Below are 16,253 nucleotides of genomic sequence, written 5' to 3' on the forward strand. Positions count from 1 at the left end.
GGGCACTCCGTCCTGTTTGAGCGGGGTGTCGTTCGCTTTGGCATCTTACCGGTGCAGCATGTCGAGAGCTGAAGGGACCAGATGACGGATCGTCCGACCACTCTTTCGCAGGTCTCCGCGCGCCGCCGTCCGGGGCGTGCCGCGCGCGGTGTCGCGGCCGTCCTCGCGGCGGGCGCGGTGCTGATGAGCGCGGGCTGCGGGAACGAACCGGCGCAGCAGACCACCTCGGTGACGCTGCCCGCGTCGTTCCCCAAGGACGAGGTGCCGCTGGTCGATGGGACCCTGATCGACGCCGGCGAACGGTCGCAGGACGGCGTCACCGTGTACAACGTGACGGTCCAGGCTCAGCCCGGCGGCTACGACGCAGCGAAGAAGAAGCTCACCGACGCCGGATACCTCGCCCTCGGCGACGGCCCCGAGGGCGCCAGCCGCTCCGCGCAGTTCTCCGGCAAGGGCTACGTGGTCACCGTGAGTTCCGTCGACGGCGGCGCCGTCCCCAACGCCGTGTACTACTCCGTCAGCAAGGGCTGACCCCGCGTCAGAAACCGGCAGAATCTTCGTCGACACCCTGCTCTGTGCCATGTGACCTCGGATAACGCCGGTTTGAGAACCGCGCCGTGCACAGCGAAGCGTATGGAACCGCGTCTTTCCACAGCGCGCGGTCCAGGGCCGACAGGTCGCATCGGTCACCAGTCACGATCGGCTCATGGATCCGAGGAACCTGGTGGCGCACTGCGCCGCAGCCGACGGCGGCGTGGTCTCGCGCAGACGACTGGTCCGGGAGGGTATCGACGGCGGCATCGTCGATGACCTGCGCAGGCGCGGAGATCTGCGGCTGATCCGGCGCGGCTGGTACCACCTGCCCGGGGCGAAGTCCGATGTGGTTGAGGTGGTGCGCGCTGGCGCCGTGCTGACGTGCGTCTCCGCGCTCGAGTTTCGAACCGGCGTGTGGATACCGCCGCGGGATGGACGATTGCACGTGCGGTGGTCCGAGCATCGTTCCCGGCCGCGGTTCCGGCGGCAGTGCCGGTCCTTCCATCCGATGCGAACGCCGACGCGGGCGGTGGATCCGCTGGGCGTCGCCCTCACCTGTGCGGCGAACTGTCTACCCGCGGATCTCTTCGTCGCGGTCCTGGACTCGACCTTGCGGATGCCGGTCCCGTTCGTCATCGAGGACCTGCGCCATATTTTCGGCGGCGCGCCCGAGCGGGTGACCAGGCTGCTGGACCGGCTGGATCCGCAGGCCGGGTCGGGCACCGAATCGATCACGCGATTCCGGCTGCAGAGCGCGCGCATTCAGGTGCGGAGTCAGGTATCGATCCCTGGAGTGGGGCGGGTCGATCTCCTCGTCGGTGACAAGCTCATCATCGAGTGCGACAGCGAGTCCTATCATGGTGGGGCGCAACGCAGGGCGGACATCCGGCGTGATCGGACCGCCACCGTGGGGAACTATCGGATACTCCGCGTTGACTACAACGACGTCATGGGCGGATGGGACGAGTTCTTCGCAGAGGTCGCCGATCTGGTCCGTCGTAGCCGTCACCGCGGCGCCCCGGATTTCTGAAACCGGCGCTCTCCGAGTCGTCGTGGTCGATATCGTCCCGAAGCCCAGGAAATCGCCGGTTTCAGGACCGCCCTACGACGATCTGCGGTCGGCGTAGGCCTGCAGATCGGCGACCTGGGCCGGATCCAGCGACGGCCGTACCACCTTCCTGGCCGCCTCGACATCGTCGGCGGTCACGGTGGCGGTGTCCATGTCCCGGCGCATCGCGGTGAGCGCGGCCTCGCGCAGCAGCGCGGAACAGTCTGCGGCGGAGTAGCCGTCGAGCTGCTCGGCGAGGGCGGGCAGGTCCACATCGTCCGCCAACGGAATCGACCGGGACGCCGTCTTGAGGATCTCGGCGCGCGCCTCGGCGTCCGGTGGCGGCACGAAGATCAGCCGCTCCAACCGGCCGGGCCGCAGCAGCGCCGGATCCACCAGGTCCGGACGGTTCGTGGCGCCCAGCACCACCACATCGCGGAGCGGCTCGGCACCGTCGAGCTCGGTGAGCAGCGCGGCCACCACCTTGTCTCCCACACCGGAATCCGACGACTGCCCGCGCCGCGGCGCGAGGGCGTCGACCTCGTCGAGGAAGATGAGCGACGGTGCGCTGCCGCGCGCCCGCGCGAACAGATCGCGCACGGCCTTCTCCGACTCGCCGACCCACTTGTTCATGAGTTCGGCGCCCTTCACGGCGTGCACCGAGAGCTGGCCGGAGGCGGCGAGAGCCCGAACCACGAAGGTCTTTCCGCACCCGGGCGGGCCGTAGAGCAGCACGCCGCGCGGCGGTTCCACGCCGAGCCGGGCGAAGGTGTCCGGGTGCCGCAGCGGCCACAGCACCGTCTCCGTGAGCGCCTGCTTCGTCTCGACCATGTCGCCGACATCGTCGAGGGTGATCGACCCGACCGACACCTCCTCGGTGGCCGACCGGGAGACGGGCCGGATCACGCCGAGCGCGCCCAGCAGGTCGGGCTGGGTGATCGAGACCTTCTCGTCGGTGCCCACCACGCGGGCGGCGGCGCGCAACGCGCCCTCCCGGCACAGCGCGGCCAGGTCGGCCGCCACGAAACCTGGGGCCCGCAGCGCTACCTCGTACAGGTCGACGTGGTCGGTCGGCGCGTCCCGCAGCAGCAGGGCCAGCAGCTGTTCGCGTTCCTTGGCGTCGGGTAGATCGACCGCCACCGTGCGGTCGGCGAGGTCGGGTTCGCGCAACCGCGAATCCACCTCGCTCGGCGCCGAGGTGGTGGCGAGGAAGGCGACCCGCGGCGTCGAAACGGCCTTGCGCAGCTCGTCGAGGATCATCGTGGACACCGGCTCGCGCTGCGCGGGAAGCAGTGCCTCCACATCGCGGACCAGCAGCGCCGCACCGGAACCGTCGACCGCCGCGCGCACCCGCGAGACCGCGTCGCGCACCCGCGCGAGCCGCGCCTGCGGTTCCAGGGCGCCGGTGAAGGCACCGTCGAGCTCGACCAGCGGCCGCGGCGAGACGACGGCCCGCGCCATCGTGGCCTTGCCCCCGCCGGTCGGGCCGGTGATGAGCACGCCGAGCCGGGCCGGGGCGCCCAGGGTGGCCAGCAGCTCGGGCTCGTCGAGCGCCAGGGTGAGCCATTCGGTGAGCCGCTTGACCGCGGCGTCCGCGCCCACCAGATCGGCGACCGGTCGCACCTCGACCTTCTCGGCCTCCTGGTCGGGAACCGCCTCGGCGAGGGTCACCGTGACATCGCCGCCGGCCGGGGCGTCGGTCGCATCGTCGGACCACAGCACCGCCGAATTCGGTTGCACCGAGACCGGACCCGGCGCGGGATCGACCGAGACCACGGTGAGCAGCTCGTTCGTCCACGTGATGCCCACCAACCGGGAGAGCTGCTGTGTGGCATCGGCGTTCGAGGTTCCAGGGCCCAGGTCGCGGGGCAGCAGCGAGACGCTGTCGCCGGGCATCATCACCTTGCCGAGCAGCGCCTGCCGCAGTGCGGCACCGTCGAGCGCACTGCGGGTGAGGGTGGAACCGCGCAGCAGCACCCGCTTCGCGCCGTACACGGTGGCGGGGGAGATCACCACGGTGGCGTCCTCGCGGAGGCCGCAGTTGGTGATCGTCAGCTCGTCGAGCAGGGCGACACCGGGAGCGGTGCCCGCGGGTGCCGCGGCGACCACCGCGGCCGTGCGCCGCGCGCCGAGCAGTTCGACACCGTCCCACTCGCGCAGTCCGAGCGCCGCCAGGGCCTCGGGATGGATGCGGACGATGCCCCGCCGCGCTTCGAGCGCGGAGGTCTGCAGGCGGACGGTGAGCGAGAGGTTCGGCACGCCATCCACACTAGAGCGCTGTCAGTCCTCGCGGGTGGGGCGGCGCAGGCCCAGGCGGGCGGCGGACCGTCGAGTGCCCTGGTGGGCGGCCCGGCGACGGGGCCGCACCGGCCGGCGCTGCTCGCGGCGCATGGCGCGGCGCTCGGCGGGCTTGGTGTCCCACGCCGACGGACGTGCGGCGACCCAGCGCTTGGAGCGCCACGCGAACGGGATGTGCAGCAGGTAGATCGCCACCACCACCAGCAGCGCGATGTACGGGTAGGTGAGGATCAGCGCCACCAGGCCGGCCACGGCGATGAGCACGCCCGCGGCCTTGGCGGGTTGGACCGTCATGGTCTTGAAGCTGGAGGTGGGGATCCGGGAGACGGTGAGCGCGGCCACGAACAGCGTCCACGCCGACACCAGCTGAGTGCTCGACCACCAGCCCTGGCCCCACTCCTGCTGCGCGGCGAGCGGCGCCAGCACCAGCATCGCGCCGGCGGGCGCGGGCACGCCCACGAAGAAGTCCTTGGTGTACGCCGGTGCGCTCGGATCGGCCGAGAGCGTGTTGAACCGGGCCAGCCGCAGCACCATCGCCACCACGTACACCAGCACCACGAACCATCCGGCGGGATTGCCGGGGAAGGACACGAAGTAGAGGATCAGCGCCGGGGTCACACCGAAGTTGATGGCGTCCGCCAGCGAATCGAGCTCGGCGCCCATCTTGGTGGAGGCGCTGAGCAGCCGGGCGACGCGGCCGTCGAGCCCGTCCAGGATCGCGGCGATCACCACGAGCCCGATCGCCAGGTCGACCTTGCCCTCGGCGGCGAACCGGACACCCGTGAGGCCCGCGCACAGGCCCGCCACCGTCAGGATCGACGGCAGCAGGAGGACACCGATGGGGCGCTGCGGGGTGTCGTCGCCCGGCCCGGACTGGGTGCTCACGGCAGGCGCGCGATCACGGTCTCCGCGGCCACGGCGCGCTGCCCGCTGTACGCGGTGAGCTCGGTGCCCGCGGGGAAGTAGGTGTCCACGCGGGAGCCGAACCGGATGATGCCGTAGGTCTCACCCCGCTCCAGCGTGTCGCCGGCGGCGCAGTCGGTGCGGATGCGCCGGGCCACCAGGCCCGCGATCTGGACCACGCCGACGGGGCCGTGTTCGGTGGCCAGGCGCACCGTGGTGCGCTCGTTGGCGTCGCTGGCCTCGGGGAGGTCGGCGGAGAGGAACTTGCCGGGGGTGTGCACCACCGAGTCGACGACGCCGGTGAGCGGCGAGCGCTGCACGTGTGCGTCGAAGACGGAGAGGAAGATCGACACCCGGGGCAGCGGCTCCGTGCCCAGGTCCAGTTCGGCCGGCGGCACGTGCGTGTCGACGAGGGTGACCTCGCCGTCCGCGGGAGCGACCGCCAGGCCCTCGGCCGTCGGGGGGACCCGCGGCGGGTGCCGGAAGAAGCCGGCGCAGGCCGCGGCGGTGAGCAGCGCGGGAACCCGGATCCAGCCCTTGCGGTAGCCCACGGCCGCCACCGCGAGCGACCCCGCGATGAACGGGGTGCCCGCGGGGTGCAGCGGCGGAACGGTGTGACGGATCAGCTCAGCGACGTGCCCGACACCGGTGGAGTGCTCGGTGAGCTGGCCGTCGACCGGCGTCTGGGGGCGGCGAGCCACCTACGGTTCCTCTCGATTCACGGTCATAGTCGGGTCATAGTCTCTCACCCGACGCGGTCGCCTTTGCGGCCGGTGACCAGCTTCACGATGAAAAGAAGGATGCAGGCCCCCACCAGGGCGGTCACGAAGGTGAGGAACCAGCCGAGGTTGCCGGTCTGCACGTCGAACAGGCGCAGGATGTAACCGCCGAGCCAGCCGCCGATGCAGCCGACCACGATGTTGAGGATGAAACCCTGCGACTTGTCGGTGCCCATGATCTTGCTGGCGACCCAGCCGGCGAGGCCGCCGATGACGATCCACGCGAACCACCCCGCGCTGAAGTTCTTCGACGCGAGCATCACGGTGTCTGCGGTGAACTGGGTGATCATGACTGCCTCCTGAGGTCAGTGGTTGAGGTCGATCACGTCCACCGGATCGCCCGCGGCCAGATGCTGGACCTCGGGCGGAATGTCCAGCAGACAATCGGCCTTCGACAACCATCGTAGGTAGTGCGACCCCGGCCCACCGAGAACCGAGACCGAATCGGTACCGTTCGGCTCCCGAATCAGCAGTCCCCGCTGGAACTGCCGTTTCCCCGGCACCGAGTCGAGAGGTGCGGTCAGCCGGGCGCGTCGCCGCGGTCGATCGGCGGGCAGCCCCATCGCCGCGCGCAGCGCCGGACGCAGGAAGACCTCGAACGAGACGAGGGCGCTGACGGGGTTGCCGGGGAACGCGACCACGGGCACGCTCGCCCCGCCCAGGTCGACGGTGCCGCAGCCCTGCGGCATGCCGGGTTGCATCGCGACCTTCGTGAACTCCAGGCCGCGGCCGGTGAACGCGTCCTTGACCACCTCGTAGGCACCGGCGCTGACCCCGCCGGTGGTCACCAGCAGGTCGATGCCGCCCGCCGCGACCCGTTCGGCCAGGCGGGCGAGCAGGACCTCCGCCGAATCCTCGACGAAGCGCAGCACCTCCGCGTGCGCGCCCGCCTCGGTCAGGGCGGCCGCCAGCATCGGGGCGTTCGATTCGTAGATCTGCCCGGGCTCCAAGGGCTCGCCGGGTGCCACGAGCTCGGAGCCGGTCGAGAGCACCAGCACCCGCAGCGGTGCGAGCACCTCGAGTTCGGTGATCCCGAGTGCGGCGGCGAGGCCGACGGCCGCGGGTCCGGCGACCTCGCCCGCGGCCAGCGCCGTCTCGCCCGCGGCGATGTCGCTGCCCGCGTGCCGGAAGAACCGTCCGGGCTCGGGTGCGAGGTCGATCCGCACGCGCGTGGTGCCTGCGTCGGTGTTCTCCACCGGGACGATGGCGTCGGCACCGTCGGGCACGGGAGCCCCGGTCATGATGCGGTGAGCCGTCCCCGGTACGAGTGGGGGCACGGTCGTGCGGCCGGCGGGGATGTCCTCGGCGACGGAGAGCGTCGCGCCCGCGACCGCATCCTCGGCGCGCACCGCGTACCCGTCCATCGCCGAATTGGTGAAGGGCGGCAACGAGAGCGGCGCGGCGACATCCCGGGCGAGGGCCCGGCCCAGGGCCTCCGACGGGGCGACGGTGACGGTGCGCGCCGCCGGGACCAACGCCGCGACGACGGTCCGGTACTCCTCGACGGGCCTCATGTCAGCGTGGTCAGCAGGATGGCCTCGGCCAGTGCCGTGCGCTCCAACTCGCGCGGGTCGACGGACTCGTTCGGCGCGTGGATGCGGCACAGCGGTTCCTCGACGCCGAGCAGCGCGATCTCGGCCGACGGTGCCGCCTTCCGCAGCTGGGTGCACAGCGGGATGGAGCCGCCCTGGCCGCTGGTGACCACCTCGGCGCCGTCGTAGGCCGCGGTGAGCGCGGCGCGCAGGGCGTCGTAACCGGGCCCCGTCGTATCGGCCGCGAAGGGCTCGCCCGTGGACTCCACCTCGGCCTCGACGTGAGCGCCCCACGGCGCGTGCGCCTTCAGGTGCGCCACCAGCAGTTCGCCCGCGGCACGCGGATCGGTACCGGGCGGGACGCGCAGGTTGAGTAGAGCCGCGGCGCGCGGCTGGATGGCCGCCGCGGCGGTCGCGGTGGCGGGTGCATCGAGCCCGATGACGGTGACCGCCGGTCGTGCCCAGATCTGGTCGCCGATCGCGCCGGAACCGAGGATCGCGGTGCCGTCGAGGAGTGCGGCGTCGGACCGGAAGGCGGCCTCGTCGTAGGGCTCGCCGGCCCAGCGCGCGGAGGCGTCGAGTCCGTCGACGGTGGTGTTCCCCTGGGCGTCGCGCAGGGTCGCGAGGAGGGCGATCATGGCGGCCAGCGCGTCGGGTGCGGCGCCGCCGAACTGTCCGGAGTGCAGGTCGGAGCGGCCCGTGGTCAGCTCCACCCGCACGCTCGCGACACCGCGCAGGGAGGTGGTGAGCGTGGGGCGGCCCACGGCGACGTTGCCGGTGTCGGCGATGAGGATGAGGTCGGCCTGCGCCAGGTCCGGACGCTGGGCGACCAGGTCGTCGAGGCCCTCGCCGCCGCCCTCCTCGGAGCCCTCGATGATGAGCCGGACACCGATCGGTAGGCCGCCGGTGGCGTCGCGGACCGCGCGCAGGGCGGTGAGGTGCGCGACCAGGTTGCCCTTGCAGTCGGCGGCCCCGCGGCCGTACCAGCGCTCGGCACCGTCGGGCCCGGGACGCGGGGTGAGCGTGAACGGATCGGACTCCCACTGCTCGCGGGGGCCGGGAGGCTGCACATCGAAGTGGCTGTAGAGCAGCACTGTCTTCGCGCCCGCCGGGGCCGGCGTGTGCCCGACCACCGCGATCGACCCGTCCGACGTGACGACCTGCTCGATGTTCGCGATACCGGCCTCGGTGAAGGCGTCCGCCACCCACTGCGCGGCGGCGCGGTTCGGAGCCTCGCCGAACTCCGGCGAGGCGTGCACCGAGGGCTGCGCGACCAGCGCTGCGAGATCGGCCCTGGCCTGGTCCATCAGTGGCCTGAGGGAACGTCGGATGTCGATGTCGGTCATTCGGGGCGCCTCCGCATCGTCGGGAATTCGTAGCCTGCTCACGCTAGCGCGCCGTAAGCCGTTCGCAGGCGCGCACCGTTTCGATGTACGGACACGGCGAACCTTCGCGGCCCGCGGAGCGTGGGAGGACATGCCGTACCGGGCTGACGAACGTCACCGGTCGAATATTCTCAGTGCAGGCAGGGAGTGCGTCGATGCGTCGGCCGATTGATCGTTCGACCCGTTCCAGTGCAGGCGAGGACCGAGGGGGATGCGTGAAGAGTGGGTTTGTAGGCGCCGTGGTGGCGACGAGCATCGTCTTGGCCGGCTGCTCGACGACGGTCGCGGGGACCGCTGTCGAGGATCCCTCAGCCGCGCCGAGACCCGATACCGGCTCGTATGCGACCAAGCCTCGCCAAGTCGGCCCGCCGGACACACAGACGGCGTTGACTCTGGAGGGGTGGCGTATGGCTGCGACGGCTCCGCTGATCAGTGACGTCGATCCGACACTCCGGTACGGCTCCCAGTTGGTTGCGGGAAAACTGGACTCCGCTCAGCGAGGAGTGCGGGCGACCTTCGGTGCTGTCGCCGAGGCAGCATTGAAAGACCGCGAAGTCGGCTTCTTCGCGAGGGCGGGCACGTTCAGAGCCGGCGGCAATGCTGACCTGAACGCCAGGCAACGGGCGGCGACGGTCGGTGTGATTCGCATGCCGAGCGCTGCCGCAGCGACCGCTGCCGTGACACCCACGTTGCGCGACAAGGACACTCCGACCAATCCGGAGCGGACTCCTGTTGAGATACCCGGCTATCCAGCGGCTATCGGGTACACGCAGGACTTCAAATTGAAGACCTCCGATCCGTCCAACGTCGCCTTCCTCGCCTACAAGCAGTACGTGATCGTGGTCTACGGCCAACTTTCGGCTGAACAGGTGCGAAGCTACTTCGACATGCAGTCGAAGGGGCTCGACGGATTTGCGCCCACACCCACCGAGAAGTTGGCTCAGCTCCCCGCCGATGAGCCCGGGCTGGCGAAGTACACCGTGCCCCCGTCGGGATCCGATGTGTCCGGTGGGGGCAGCATGTCGGCCAAGTCCGCCCTCTTTCTTCAGTCGGATCTCATCGGATCGAAGAAGAACTTCGACGATGCGGGGGTGGATGACGTTGGGCTGGGCGGCAATCAGGTGTACCGCACCCGCGATGCCGCAGCGGCCACCCGGTTGAGAGAGGCTTTCGTCACGGAGACGACGGGTGCCTACGAAGAGCGAACGCCGGTCCAAGTCCAGGGCGTCCCGGGATCTACCTGCTTGACCCTCTCGAGATTTCCGGGCTCCGATAGCAGGTTCACGTGGTGCGTTGTCGCCGTCGATCGCTATCTGGTGGAAGTGAGTGCCGGTCAACAGCAGCAAGCGGTTCAGGCTCTCGGTGCGTCATACCTCATGATCAAGGGCGATCAGTGAACGCCCTTCGCCTGTCATGTCTTACGCCACAAAAGAATCGGGAAGGTTGCGAATGATCAGGAAGACGGTCGGAGCAGTCGGGATGGCGCTCGTGCTCGCGGGGTGTTCGTCGACGATCGCCGGTACCCCGGTGGCAGACCCGTCGTCCGCGCCCCGGCCGGACACCGGCTCGTTCCCGACCACGGTCCGCACTCTGGGGACTCCGGATGAGTCCGAGTACCTGCGCCAGGAGTGGCTGAGAACGCTTGCGGCGATTCCGTACATCTCCGATGTCGACCCTGCACTCCGCTACGGCGGCAGCACCAGCGGCGGGCGCTACAACGAGAAGGCGTTCGCGTCGATCTTCGGCAGCGCGCCCGCGAAACGATTGGTCGGCGCCGAGTTGTGGGCCGGTCTCGGCGTCCGATCCGCGTATCCGAAGTCGGGTGGCGACAGGGGCCGCAGCCTCAGCGTCGCGCTGGTGCGGATGGCCTCGCCCGAGGCCGCCACCGCGGCCGTATCGTCGGCGATGCTCGAACCGAACACGAATGAGTTCGGCGGAAGCCCTCCGAAGAAGACCGCTGTACCGATCCCGGGCTATCCGAACGCTGTGGGCTACGAGTCGGATTGGGGCACCAGCAAGCCGACGGTGGCCTTCGTCCCCGTCAAGCAGTTCGTGTTGGCGGTGTACGGCGACTTCAACCCCGACCAGATCCGTCAGTTGGCGGACAGTCAGGCCAAGAGTCTCGCGGACTTCGCGCCGACTCCGATGGACAAGCTCAACACCCTGAAGATCGACGAATCCGGCGTAGCGCGCTACACCCTGCCGCCCGACAAGACCAACGGCTACTCGGCTCCGGTCCGCATGCTGATCCAGTCGCAGAACGATGTCATTGCGGCTCGGAAGGTCCTGGCAGACAACGGTGTCGATGTGATCGGGCGAGGCGGGAACACGGTCTACCGGGCGCGCGATGCCGCCGGCGCACGGGCCGTCGCGACCCAGTTCGTCCAGGAGTACCAGGAGAAACTGATCGGCGCGCAGGCCGAGGCCGTCAGCGGGGTGCCGGGAGGGAAGTGCGTGACCTACAAGTCCAGCGGAGCCGACCGGCCGGATACCGAGACCGCGTGCGTGACGGCGTACGACCGCTACGTCGTCGAGTACGCATCGCCGCAGAAGCAGAAGGCGATCCAGGGGATCGGCGCCAGTTACATGATTCTGCAAGCGGCGAAATGACGCGTGCGAACTCGGCTGCGGATGCCGAGTTCGCACGCAGTGAGGGCGCTACTTCGCCTCGGACTCCGTCTTGATGTGCGAGAGGGTCTGCTTCATCCCGACGAGAAGGCCGCGCTCGAAGTCCTCGTTGCCGCCGAGCAGGGCGCCGACGAGGAAGCTGCTGACCGGGGTGGTCTTGCCGCCGGCGGCCTCGCGCCGCTCCACGACGGTCACCTTGCCGTCCTCGGGAACCAGGGTGAAGCTCCACACGGTGTGGTTCTCGGCGACGCGGAAGGCGATCCGCTCGTTCTCCTTGAACTCGATCACCTTGGTGTTGGTCGGCCACACGCGCCAGCCCTGCTTGTTGATGTTCAGCATCCGCGTGCCCTCCTTGATGGGGCCGCCGAAGACGAACACCTTCTTGCACTGCGGGCTGCGATTGCCCATGTCCTCGAGGTCGGACACGACCGACCAGACCTTCTCGATGGGGGCGTCGATCACGACGCTCGACTCCAGTACGGGGGTAGCCATGGTCGGATCCTACCCGGCGGTAGGAACCGTCGGGCAGGCCCGCCGAGCCGGGCCTGCCGGGCTGATGGTCCGGACCTTGCACTCGGCACCGTCGAGTGCTAGAAACGACTTAGCACTCGGATAACGTGAGTGCTAGGTCGGGAAGGTGAGACCGGGCCCTCCGCGCAACCCGCGGAGGTGACACGCCGGGTCGTCCGTCGCGGGCATCGAATCGACCTAGAAGACGTGTCCAAAGTACGGGCCGAAACGGGCCCCTATCTGGAGGAATCACTTCGCAATGGCCAAGATCATCGCGTTCGACGAAGAGGCCCGCCGCGGTCTCGAGCGGGGCCTGAACGCCCTCGCCGACGCTGTCAAGGTGACGCTCGGCCCCAAGGGCCGCAACGTCGTTCTGGAGAAGAAGTGGGGCGCCCCCACGATCACCAACGACGGCGTCTCCATCGCCAAGGAGATCGAGCTCGAGGATCCCTACGAGAAGATCGGTGCCGAGCTCGTCAAGGAGGTCGCCAAGAAGACCGACGACGTCGCGGGCGACGGCACCACCACCGCTACCGTTCTGGCCCAGGCGCTCGTGCGCGAGGGCCTGCGCAACGTGGCCGCGGGTGCGAACCCGCTGGGCCTCAAGAGGGGCATCGAGAAGGCCGTCGAGGCCGTGACCGAGCACCTGCTCAAGGAGGCCAAGGAGGTCGAGACCAAGGAGCAGATCGCTGCTACCGCGGGCATCTCGGCCGGCGACCCCGCCATCGGTGAGCTCATCGCCGAGGCCATGGACAAGGTCGGCAAGGAAGGCGTCATCACCGTCGAGGAGAGCAACACCTTCGGTCTCCAGCTGGAGCTCACCGAGGGCATGCGCTTCGACAAGGGCTTCATCTCGGGCTACTTCGCCACCGACGCCGAGCGTCAGGAGGCCGTGCTCGAGGACGCCTACATCCTGCTGGTGTCGAGCAAGATCTCGACCGTGAAGGACCTGCTGCCGCTGCTGGAGAAGGTCATCCAGTCGGGCAAGCCGCTCGCGATCATCGCCGAGGACGTCGAGGGCGAGGCTCTGTCGACGCTCATCGTCAACAAGATCCGTGGCACCTTCAAGTCCGTCGCCATCAAGGCTCCGGGCTTCGGCGACCGCCGCAAGGCGATGCTGCAGGACATGGCCATCCTCACCGGTGGTCAGGTCATCTCCGAGGAGGTGGGCCTCTCGCTGGAGACCGCCGGCCTCGAGCTGCTGGGTCAGGCGCGCCAGGTCGTCGTGACCAAGGACGAGACCACCATCGTCGACGGTGCCGGCTCCAAGGAGCAGATCGAGGGTCGCGTGGCCCAGATCCGTGCCGAGATCGACAACAGCGACTCGGACTACGACCGGGAGAAGCTGCAGGAGCGCCTCGCGAAGCTGGCCGGCGGCGTGGCCGTCATCAAGGCCGGTGCCGCCACCGAGGTCGAGCTCAAGGAGCGCAAGCACCGCATCGAGGATGCCGTGCGCAACGCCAAGGCCGCTGTCGAGGAGGGCATCGTCGCCGGTGGTGGCGCTGCACTCGCGCAGTCGGGCAAGGTCTTCGACACCCTCAACCTCGAGGGTGACGAGGCCACCGGCGCGAACATCGTCAAGGTCGCGCTCGACGCCCCGGTCAAGCAGATCGCCATCAACGCCGGCCTCGAGCCCGGCGTCGTGGCCGAGAAGGTCCGCAACTCGCCCGCCGGCACCGGCCTCAACGCCGCCACCGGTGTGTACGAGGACCTGCTGGCCGCCGGCATCAACGACCCGGTGAAGGTCACCCGCTCGGCGCTGCAGAACGCATCGTCGATCGCGGCGCTGTTCCTCACCACCGAGGCCGTCGTCGCCGACAAGCCGGAGAAGGCCGGTGCCCCGGTCGATCCGACCGGCGGCATGGGCGGCATGGACTTCTAAGTCCTGCCACTCGGCTAGGGATTCACGGCCCGGTCACCGTTTCGACGGTGGCCGGGCCTTCCCGTTTCCGAAACCGGCCTGCTGTTGGGCGATGCCGCGATATTCGTCGCCCACCCCGGAAAGTCGCCGGTTTGTGACGGTCCGGTGGCGCCCGACTGTGGAGGTCTGAATCGGCGTACGGTCGAGGCATGGATGACGCCACCGCTGCACGGGATCTGCTGCTCGACTCGTTCGCCCGGATCCTCGAACATGCGGAGGCGGTGACAGACGGGCTCGACACCGACATCGCGAACCGGCGGATCGTGCCGGACGCCAATACGATCGCGTGGCTGGTGTGGCACAGTGCGCGGGTGATCGACGCGCAGCTGGCGCCGATCGCCGGTGTCCCGCAGGTGTGGACGGCGAACGACTGGTACGGCCGGTTCGGACTGGACCTGCCGGCCGATGCCACGGGCTACGGGCAGAGCCGCGCAGAGGCGGCGAAGGTCCGGGCCAGTGCGAACCTGCTCATCGGCTACTTCGCCGATGTCGATGCGATGGCGGTGCGCTACCTCGCGGGCGTGACGCCCGCCGAGCTGGAGCGCGTCGTCGATGCGGCGTGGGACCCGCCGGTCACCGTCGCTGTGCGCGTGGTGAGCATCATCGACGACTGCGCCCAGCACCTCGGCGCCGCCGCCTTCCTGCGGGGCGTCCTACAGCCCGGCGACCTGCGGTAGCACCTCGGAGCCGATCCACTCGACATGCGCCAGGTCGCTCTGGTCGAGCACCTGTAGGTACACCCGCTCGGCGCCGGCCTCGGCGAAGACGCCCAGCTTGTCCACGATCTGCGCGGCGGAGCCGGTGAGCCCGTTCTCGCGCAGTTCGGGCAGCTCGCGGCCGATGGTCGCGGCGCGGCGGGCGACGGTGGCCTCGTCGGGGCCGCCGCACACCACCTGAGCGGCGGACTTGATCACGGACTTCGGGTCGCGCCCTGCAGCCTCACACGCGGCGTCGACGCGCGCCCACACCGCGGCGGCCTCCTCGACGGGAACGAACGGGGTGTTGTACTCGTCGGCGAAGCGCGCGGCGAGGGCTGCGCTGCGCTTCTTGCCCGCGCCGCCCAGCACGATCGGGACGTGGGCCTGTGCGGGCTTCGGGAGGGCGGGGGAGTCGACCACCGAGAAGTGCTCACCGCTGAAGGTGTACGGCCCCTGCGACTCCCACAGTCCCGTCACGATCTGCAGGGTCTCCTCGAACCGGTCGAACCGCTCCTTCACATCGGGGAAGGGGATGGCGTACGCGGCGTGCTCCTCGGCGAACCAGCCCGCGCCGAGGCCGAGTTCCACTCGACCGCCGGACATCTCGTCGACCTGGGCCACCGAGATCGCCAACGGCCCGGGGAACCGGAAGGTAGCGGAGGTGACGAGCGTGCCGAGGCGGATCGTGGACGTCTCCCGTCCGATGGCTCCGAGGGTGATCCACGAATCGGTGGGCCCCGGGGCGCCGTCGACGTTCATGGCGACGTAGTGGTCCGACCGGAAGAACGCGCCGAAACCGGCGGCCTCCGCGGTCCGGGCCACGGCGAGCTGATCGGCGTAGGTGGCGCCCTGCTGGGGTTCGACGAAGATGCGTAGCTCCATGCCCCCTACTCTGCCGCAACGGCCCGATAGGGGACAGGCGGGCGGGTGTTCCTCCACCCCTACCGTGTGGTTTGATAAGGCTGTCCTAAATTCATGGAGAAAGGTGAAACATGGCCAGGCATGTGCGGTATCTCGCCGCGATTCTGTGCGCGGTGGGGCTGGTTGCGGGTTGTGGCAACTCCGGCTCGTCGAACGACGCCAAGGAGAACTCCACGCGGACGGTGGCGACGGTCAAGGGGGACGTGAAGATCCCGGCCGCCCCCAAGCGCGTCGTGCTCCTCAACTACAACCTCGCCGGCTACCTGTACGACCTCGGCCTGCCCGTGGTCTCCGTGGTCACCGAGTACACCGACCGCGATGTCAACACCGCCAAGCCGTACCCGGCGTGGGCGGATGATTTCGCGAAGCAGGGCACCAAGTTCATGAACTGGCCGGCCGCCGGCTACAACATCGAGGCCGTCGCGGCCGAGAAGCCCGACCTCATCGTGGGCGGCGGCCTCGGCTTCCCGTTCAAGCAGGGCAGCGACGCCTACGACAAGCTGTCCGCCATCGCGCCCACCATCCTGGTGGACAACAAGCTCGAGAGCTGGCAGCAGCAGTTCGAGTACCTGGCCAACGCCTTCGACAAGCCGCAGGTGTACACCGACGCCGTGAAGAAGTACGACGCCCGCGTCGCCGAGGTCAAGGGCAACATCACCCCGCCCCCCGGACCCGTGGCGTACCTGTCGATGACAGCCCAGGGCAAGGCCTACGGCCTGATCGAGAACCGCGGCGTCCCTGCGGAATTCGCCAAGGTCGGCATTGAGGCCGCGCCGATCTTCGCGACCGGCAAGTTCAAGCCGTACACCGCCGGCGGCGACTCCTTCGAGATCACGCCGGAGCAGCTGCCGACCACGGTCACGCAGCCCTCGGTGTTCATCATCGGTTTCAGCGGCCAGACCTACACCGCTGATTCGCTGCGCGCGCAGCCCGTGTACGCCTCGCTGCCCGCGTTCACCGCGAACCGGGCCTTCGACCTGCCCTACTGGGTGCAGCGTCCCGATTTCGACAAGGCCATCGACACCCTCGGCGTGGTCGAGAACCTGTTCAAGAAGAAGTAGCTCGACGGCATCGATGCCGCGGCCGGAGAACGCTT

The 16,253-nt window shown here is 69.5% G+C and carries 15 protein-coding genes; 7 read left to right on the top strand and 8 right to left on the bottom strand.

Annotated features, from left to right (window positions below):
* Positions 1–81: 81 nt before the first annotated feature.
* Complete coding sequence (locus tag TTY48_RS11885; RefSeq protein WP_220657686.1) at positions 82–531, top strand: hypothetical protein; 450 nt, start codon at positions 82–84, stop codon at positions 529–531.
* A 175-nt stretch (positions 532–706) separates the two neighbouring features.
* Positions 707–1,564 (top strand): endonuclease domain-containing protein, encoded by an 858-nt coding sequence (locus tag TTY48_RS11890; protein WP_220657687.1) that lies wholly within the window; start codon positions 707–709, stop codon positions 1,562–1,564.
* 72 nt (positions 1,565–1,636) lie between these two features.
* Here the strand turns inward: TTY48_RS11890 and TTY48_RS11895 are convergent, their stop codons facing one another.
* Genes TTY48_RS11895 through TTY48_RS11920 form a run of 6 tightly spaced genes read right to left on the bottom strand, consistent with a single transcriptional unit; the run spans position 1,637 to position 8,440 of the window.
* On the bottom strand, positions 1,637–3,841 hold the full coding sequence (locus TTY48_RS11895; RefSeq protein ID WP_220657688.1) for an AAA family ATPase: 2,205 nt from the start codon (positions 3,839–3,841) through the stop codon (positions 1,637–1,639).
* A gap of 21 nt (positions 3,842–3,862) precedes the next feature.
* Entirely contained in the window at positions 3,863–4,765 is a 903-nt protein-coding gene (locus tag TTY48_RS11900; RefSeq protein WP_220657689.1) for a phosphatidylcholine/phosphatidylserine synthase, read from the bottom strand.
* Positions 4,762–5,484, bottom strand: a complete 723-nt coding sequence (locus tag TTY48_RS11905) for a phosphatidylserine decarboxylase (protein ID WP_220657690.1) — start codon at positions 5,482–5,484, stop codon at positions 4,762–4,764. The genes TTY48_RS11900 and TTY48_RS11905 overlap by 4 nt, the downstream gene beginning before the upstream one ends.
* A gap of 44 nt (positions 5,485–5,528) precedes the next feature.
* Entirely contained in the window at positions 5,529–5,852 is a 324-nt protein-coding gene (locus TTY48_RS11910; protein ID WP_220657691.1) for a GlsB/YeaQ/YmgE family stress response membrane protein, read from the bottom strand.
* Between the two features lie 15 nt (positions 5,853–5,867).
* Positions 5,868–7,076: a gephyrin-like molybdotransferase Glp gene (gene glp / locus TTY48_RS11915; protein ID WP_220657692.1), complete on the bottom strand. Its 1,209-nt coding sequence runs from the start codon at positions 7,074–7,076 to the stop codon at positions 5,868–5,870.
* Positions 7,073–8,440 (bottom strand): M20/M25/M40 family metallo-hydrolase, encoded by a 1,368-nt coding sequence (locus TTY48_RS11920; RefSeq protein ID WP_220657693.1) that lies wholly within the window; start codon positions 8,438–8,440, stop codon positions 7,073–7,075. The genes glp and TTY48_RS11920 overlap by 4 nt, the downstream gene beginning before the upstream one ends.
* Before the next feature lie 446 nt (positions 8,441–8,886).
* On the opposite strand from TTY48_RS11920, the gene TTY48_RS11925 reads away from it, so the two are divergent.
* On the top strand, positions 8,887–9,876 hold the full coding sequence (locus TTY48_RS11925) for a hypothetical protein (protein ID WP_220657694.1): 990 nt from the start codon (positions 8,887–8,889) through the stop codon (positions 9,874–9,876).
* A gap of 52 nt (positions 9,877–9,928) precedes the next feature.
* Positions 9,929–11,089, top strand: coding sequence for a DUF3558 domain-containing protein (locus tag TTY48_RS11930; protein WP_220657695.1), 1,161 nt, complete (start codon positions 9,929–9,931; stop codon positions 11,087–11,089).
* Positions 11,090–11,137: 48 nt separating this feature from the next.
* Here TTY48_RS11930 and TTY48_RS11935 read toward each other — a convergent pair whose 3' ends face one another.
* Positions 11,138–11,599 carry an SRPBCC family protein gene (locus tag TTY48_RS11935; RefSeq protein WP_220657696.1) on the bottom strand — a complete coding sequence of 154 codons (462 nt, stop codon included), beginning with the start codon at positions 11,597–11,599 and terminating at the stop codon, positions 11,138–11,140.
* A 277-nt stretch (positions 11,600–11,876) separates the two neighbouring features.
* Between TTY48_RS11935 and groL the strand changes: the two genes are divergently transcribed.
* Both groL and TTY48_RS11945 read left to right on the top strand, forming a co-directional pair.
* Positions 11,877–13,499 (top strand): chaperonin GroEL, encoded by a 1,623-nt coding sequence (gene groL / locus TTY48_RS11940; RefSeq protein ID WP_220657697.1) that lies wholly within the window; start codon positions 11,877–11,879, stop codon positions 13,497–13,499.
* Between the two features lie 188 nt (positions 13,500–13,687).
* Positions 13,688–14,215, top strand: a complete 528-nt coding sequence (locus TTY48_RS11945; protein ID WP_220657698.1) for a DUF664 domain-containing protein — start codon at positions 13,688–13,690, stop codon at positions 14,213–14,215.
* On the opposite strand, the gene TTY48_RS11950 is transcribed toward TTY48_RS11945, so the two are convergent.
* A complete protein-coding gene (locus TTY48_RS11950; RefSeq protein WP_220657699.1) occupies positions 14,192–15,118 on the bottom strand; it encodes an LLM class F420-dependent oxidoreductase in 927 nt (308 codons plus the stop codon). The two genes, TTY48_RS11945 and TTY48_RS11950, sit on opposite strands and share 24 nt — an antisense overlap.
* 110 nt (positions 15,119–15,228) lie before the next feature.
* On the opposite strand from TTY48_RS11950, the gene TTY48_RS11955 reads away from it, so the two are divergent.
* Positions 15,229–16,218, top strand: coding sequence for a Fe2+-enterobactin ABC transporter substrate-binding protein (locus TTY48_RS11955; RefSeq protein WP_220657700.1), 990 nt, complete (start codon positions 15,229–15,231; stop codon positions 16,216–16,218).
* The last annotated feature ends 35 nt before the right edge of the window (positions 16,219–16,253 follow it).

The sequence above is a fragment of the Tsukamurella sp. TY48 genome (genome assembly GCF_019656655.1).
Taxonomy (GTDB): domain Bacteria; phylum Actinomycetota; class Actinomycetes; order Mycobacteriales; family Mycobacteriaceae; genus Tsukamurella; species Tsukamurella strandjordii.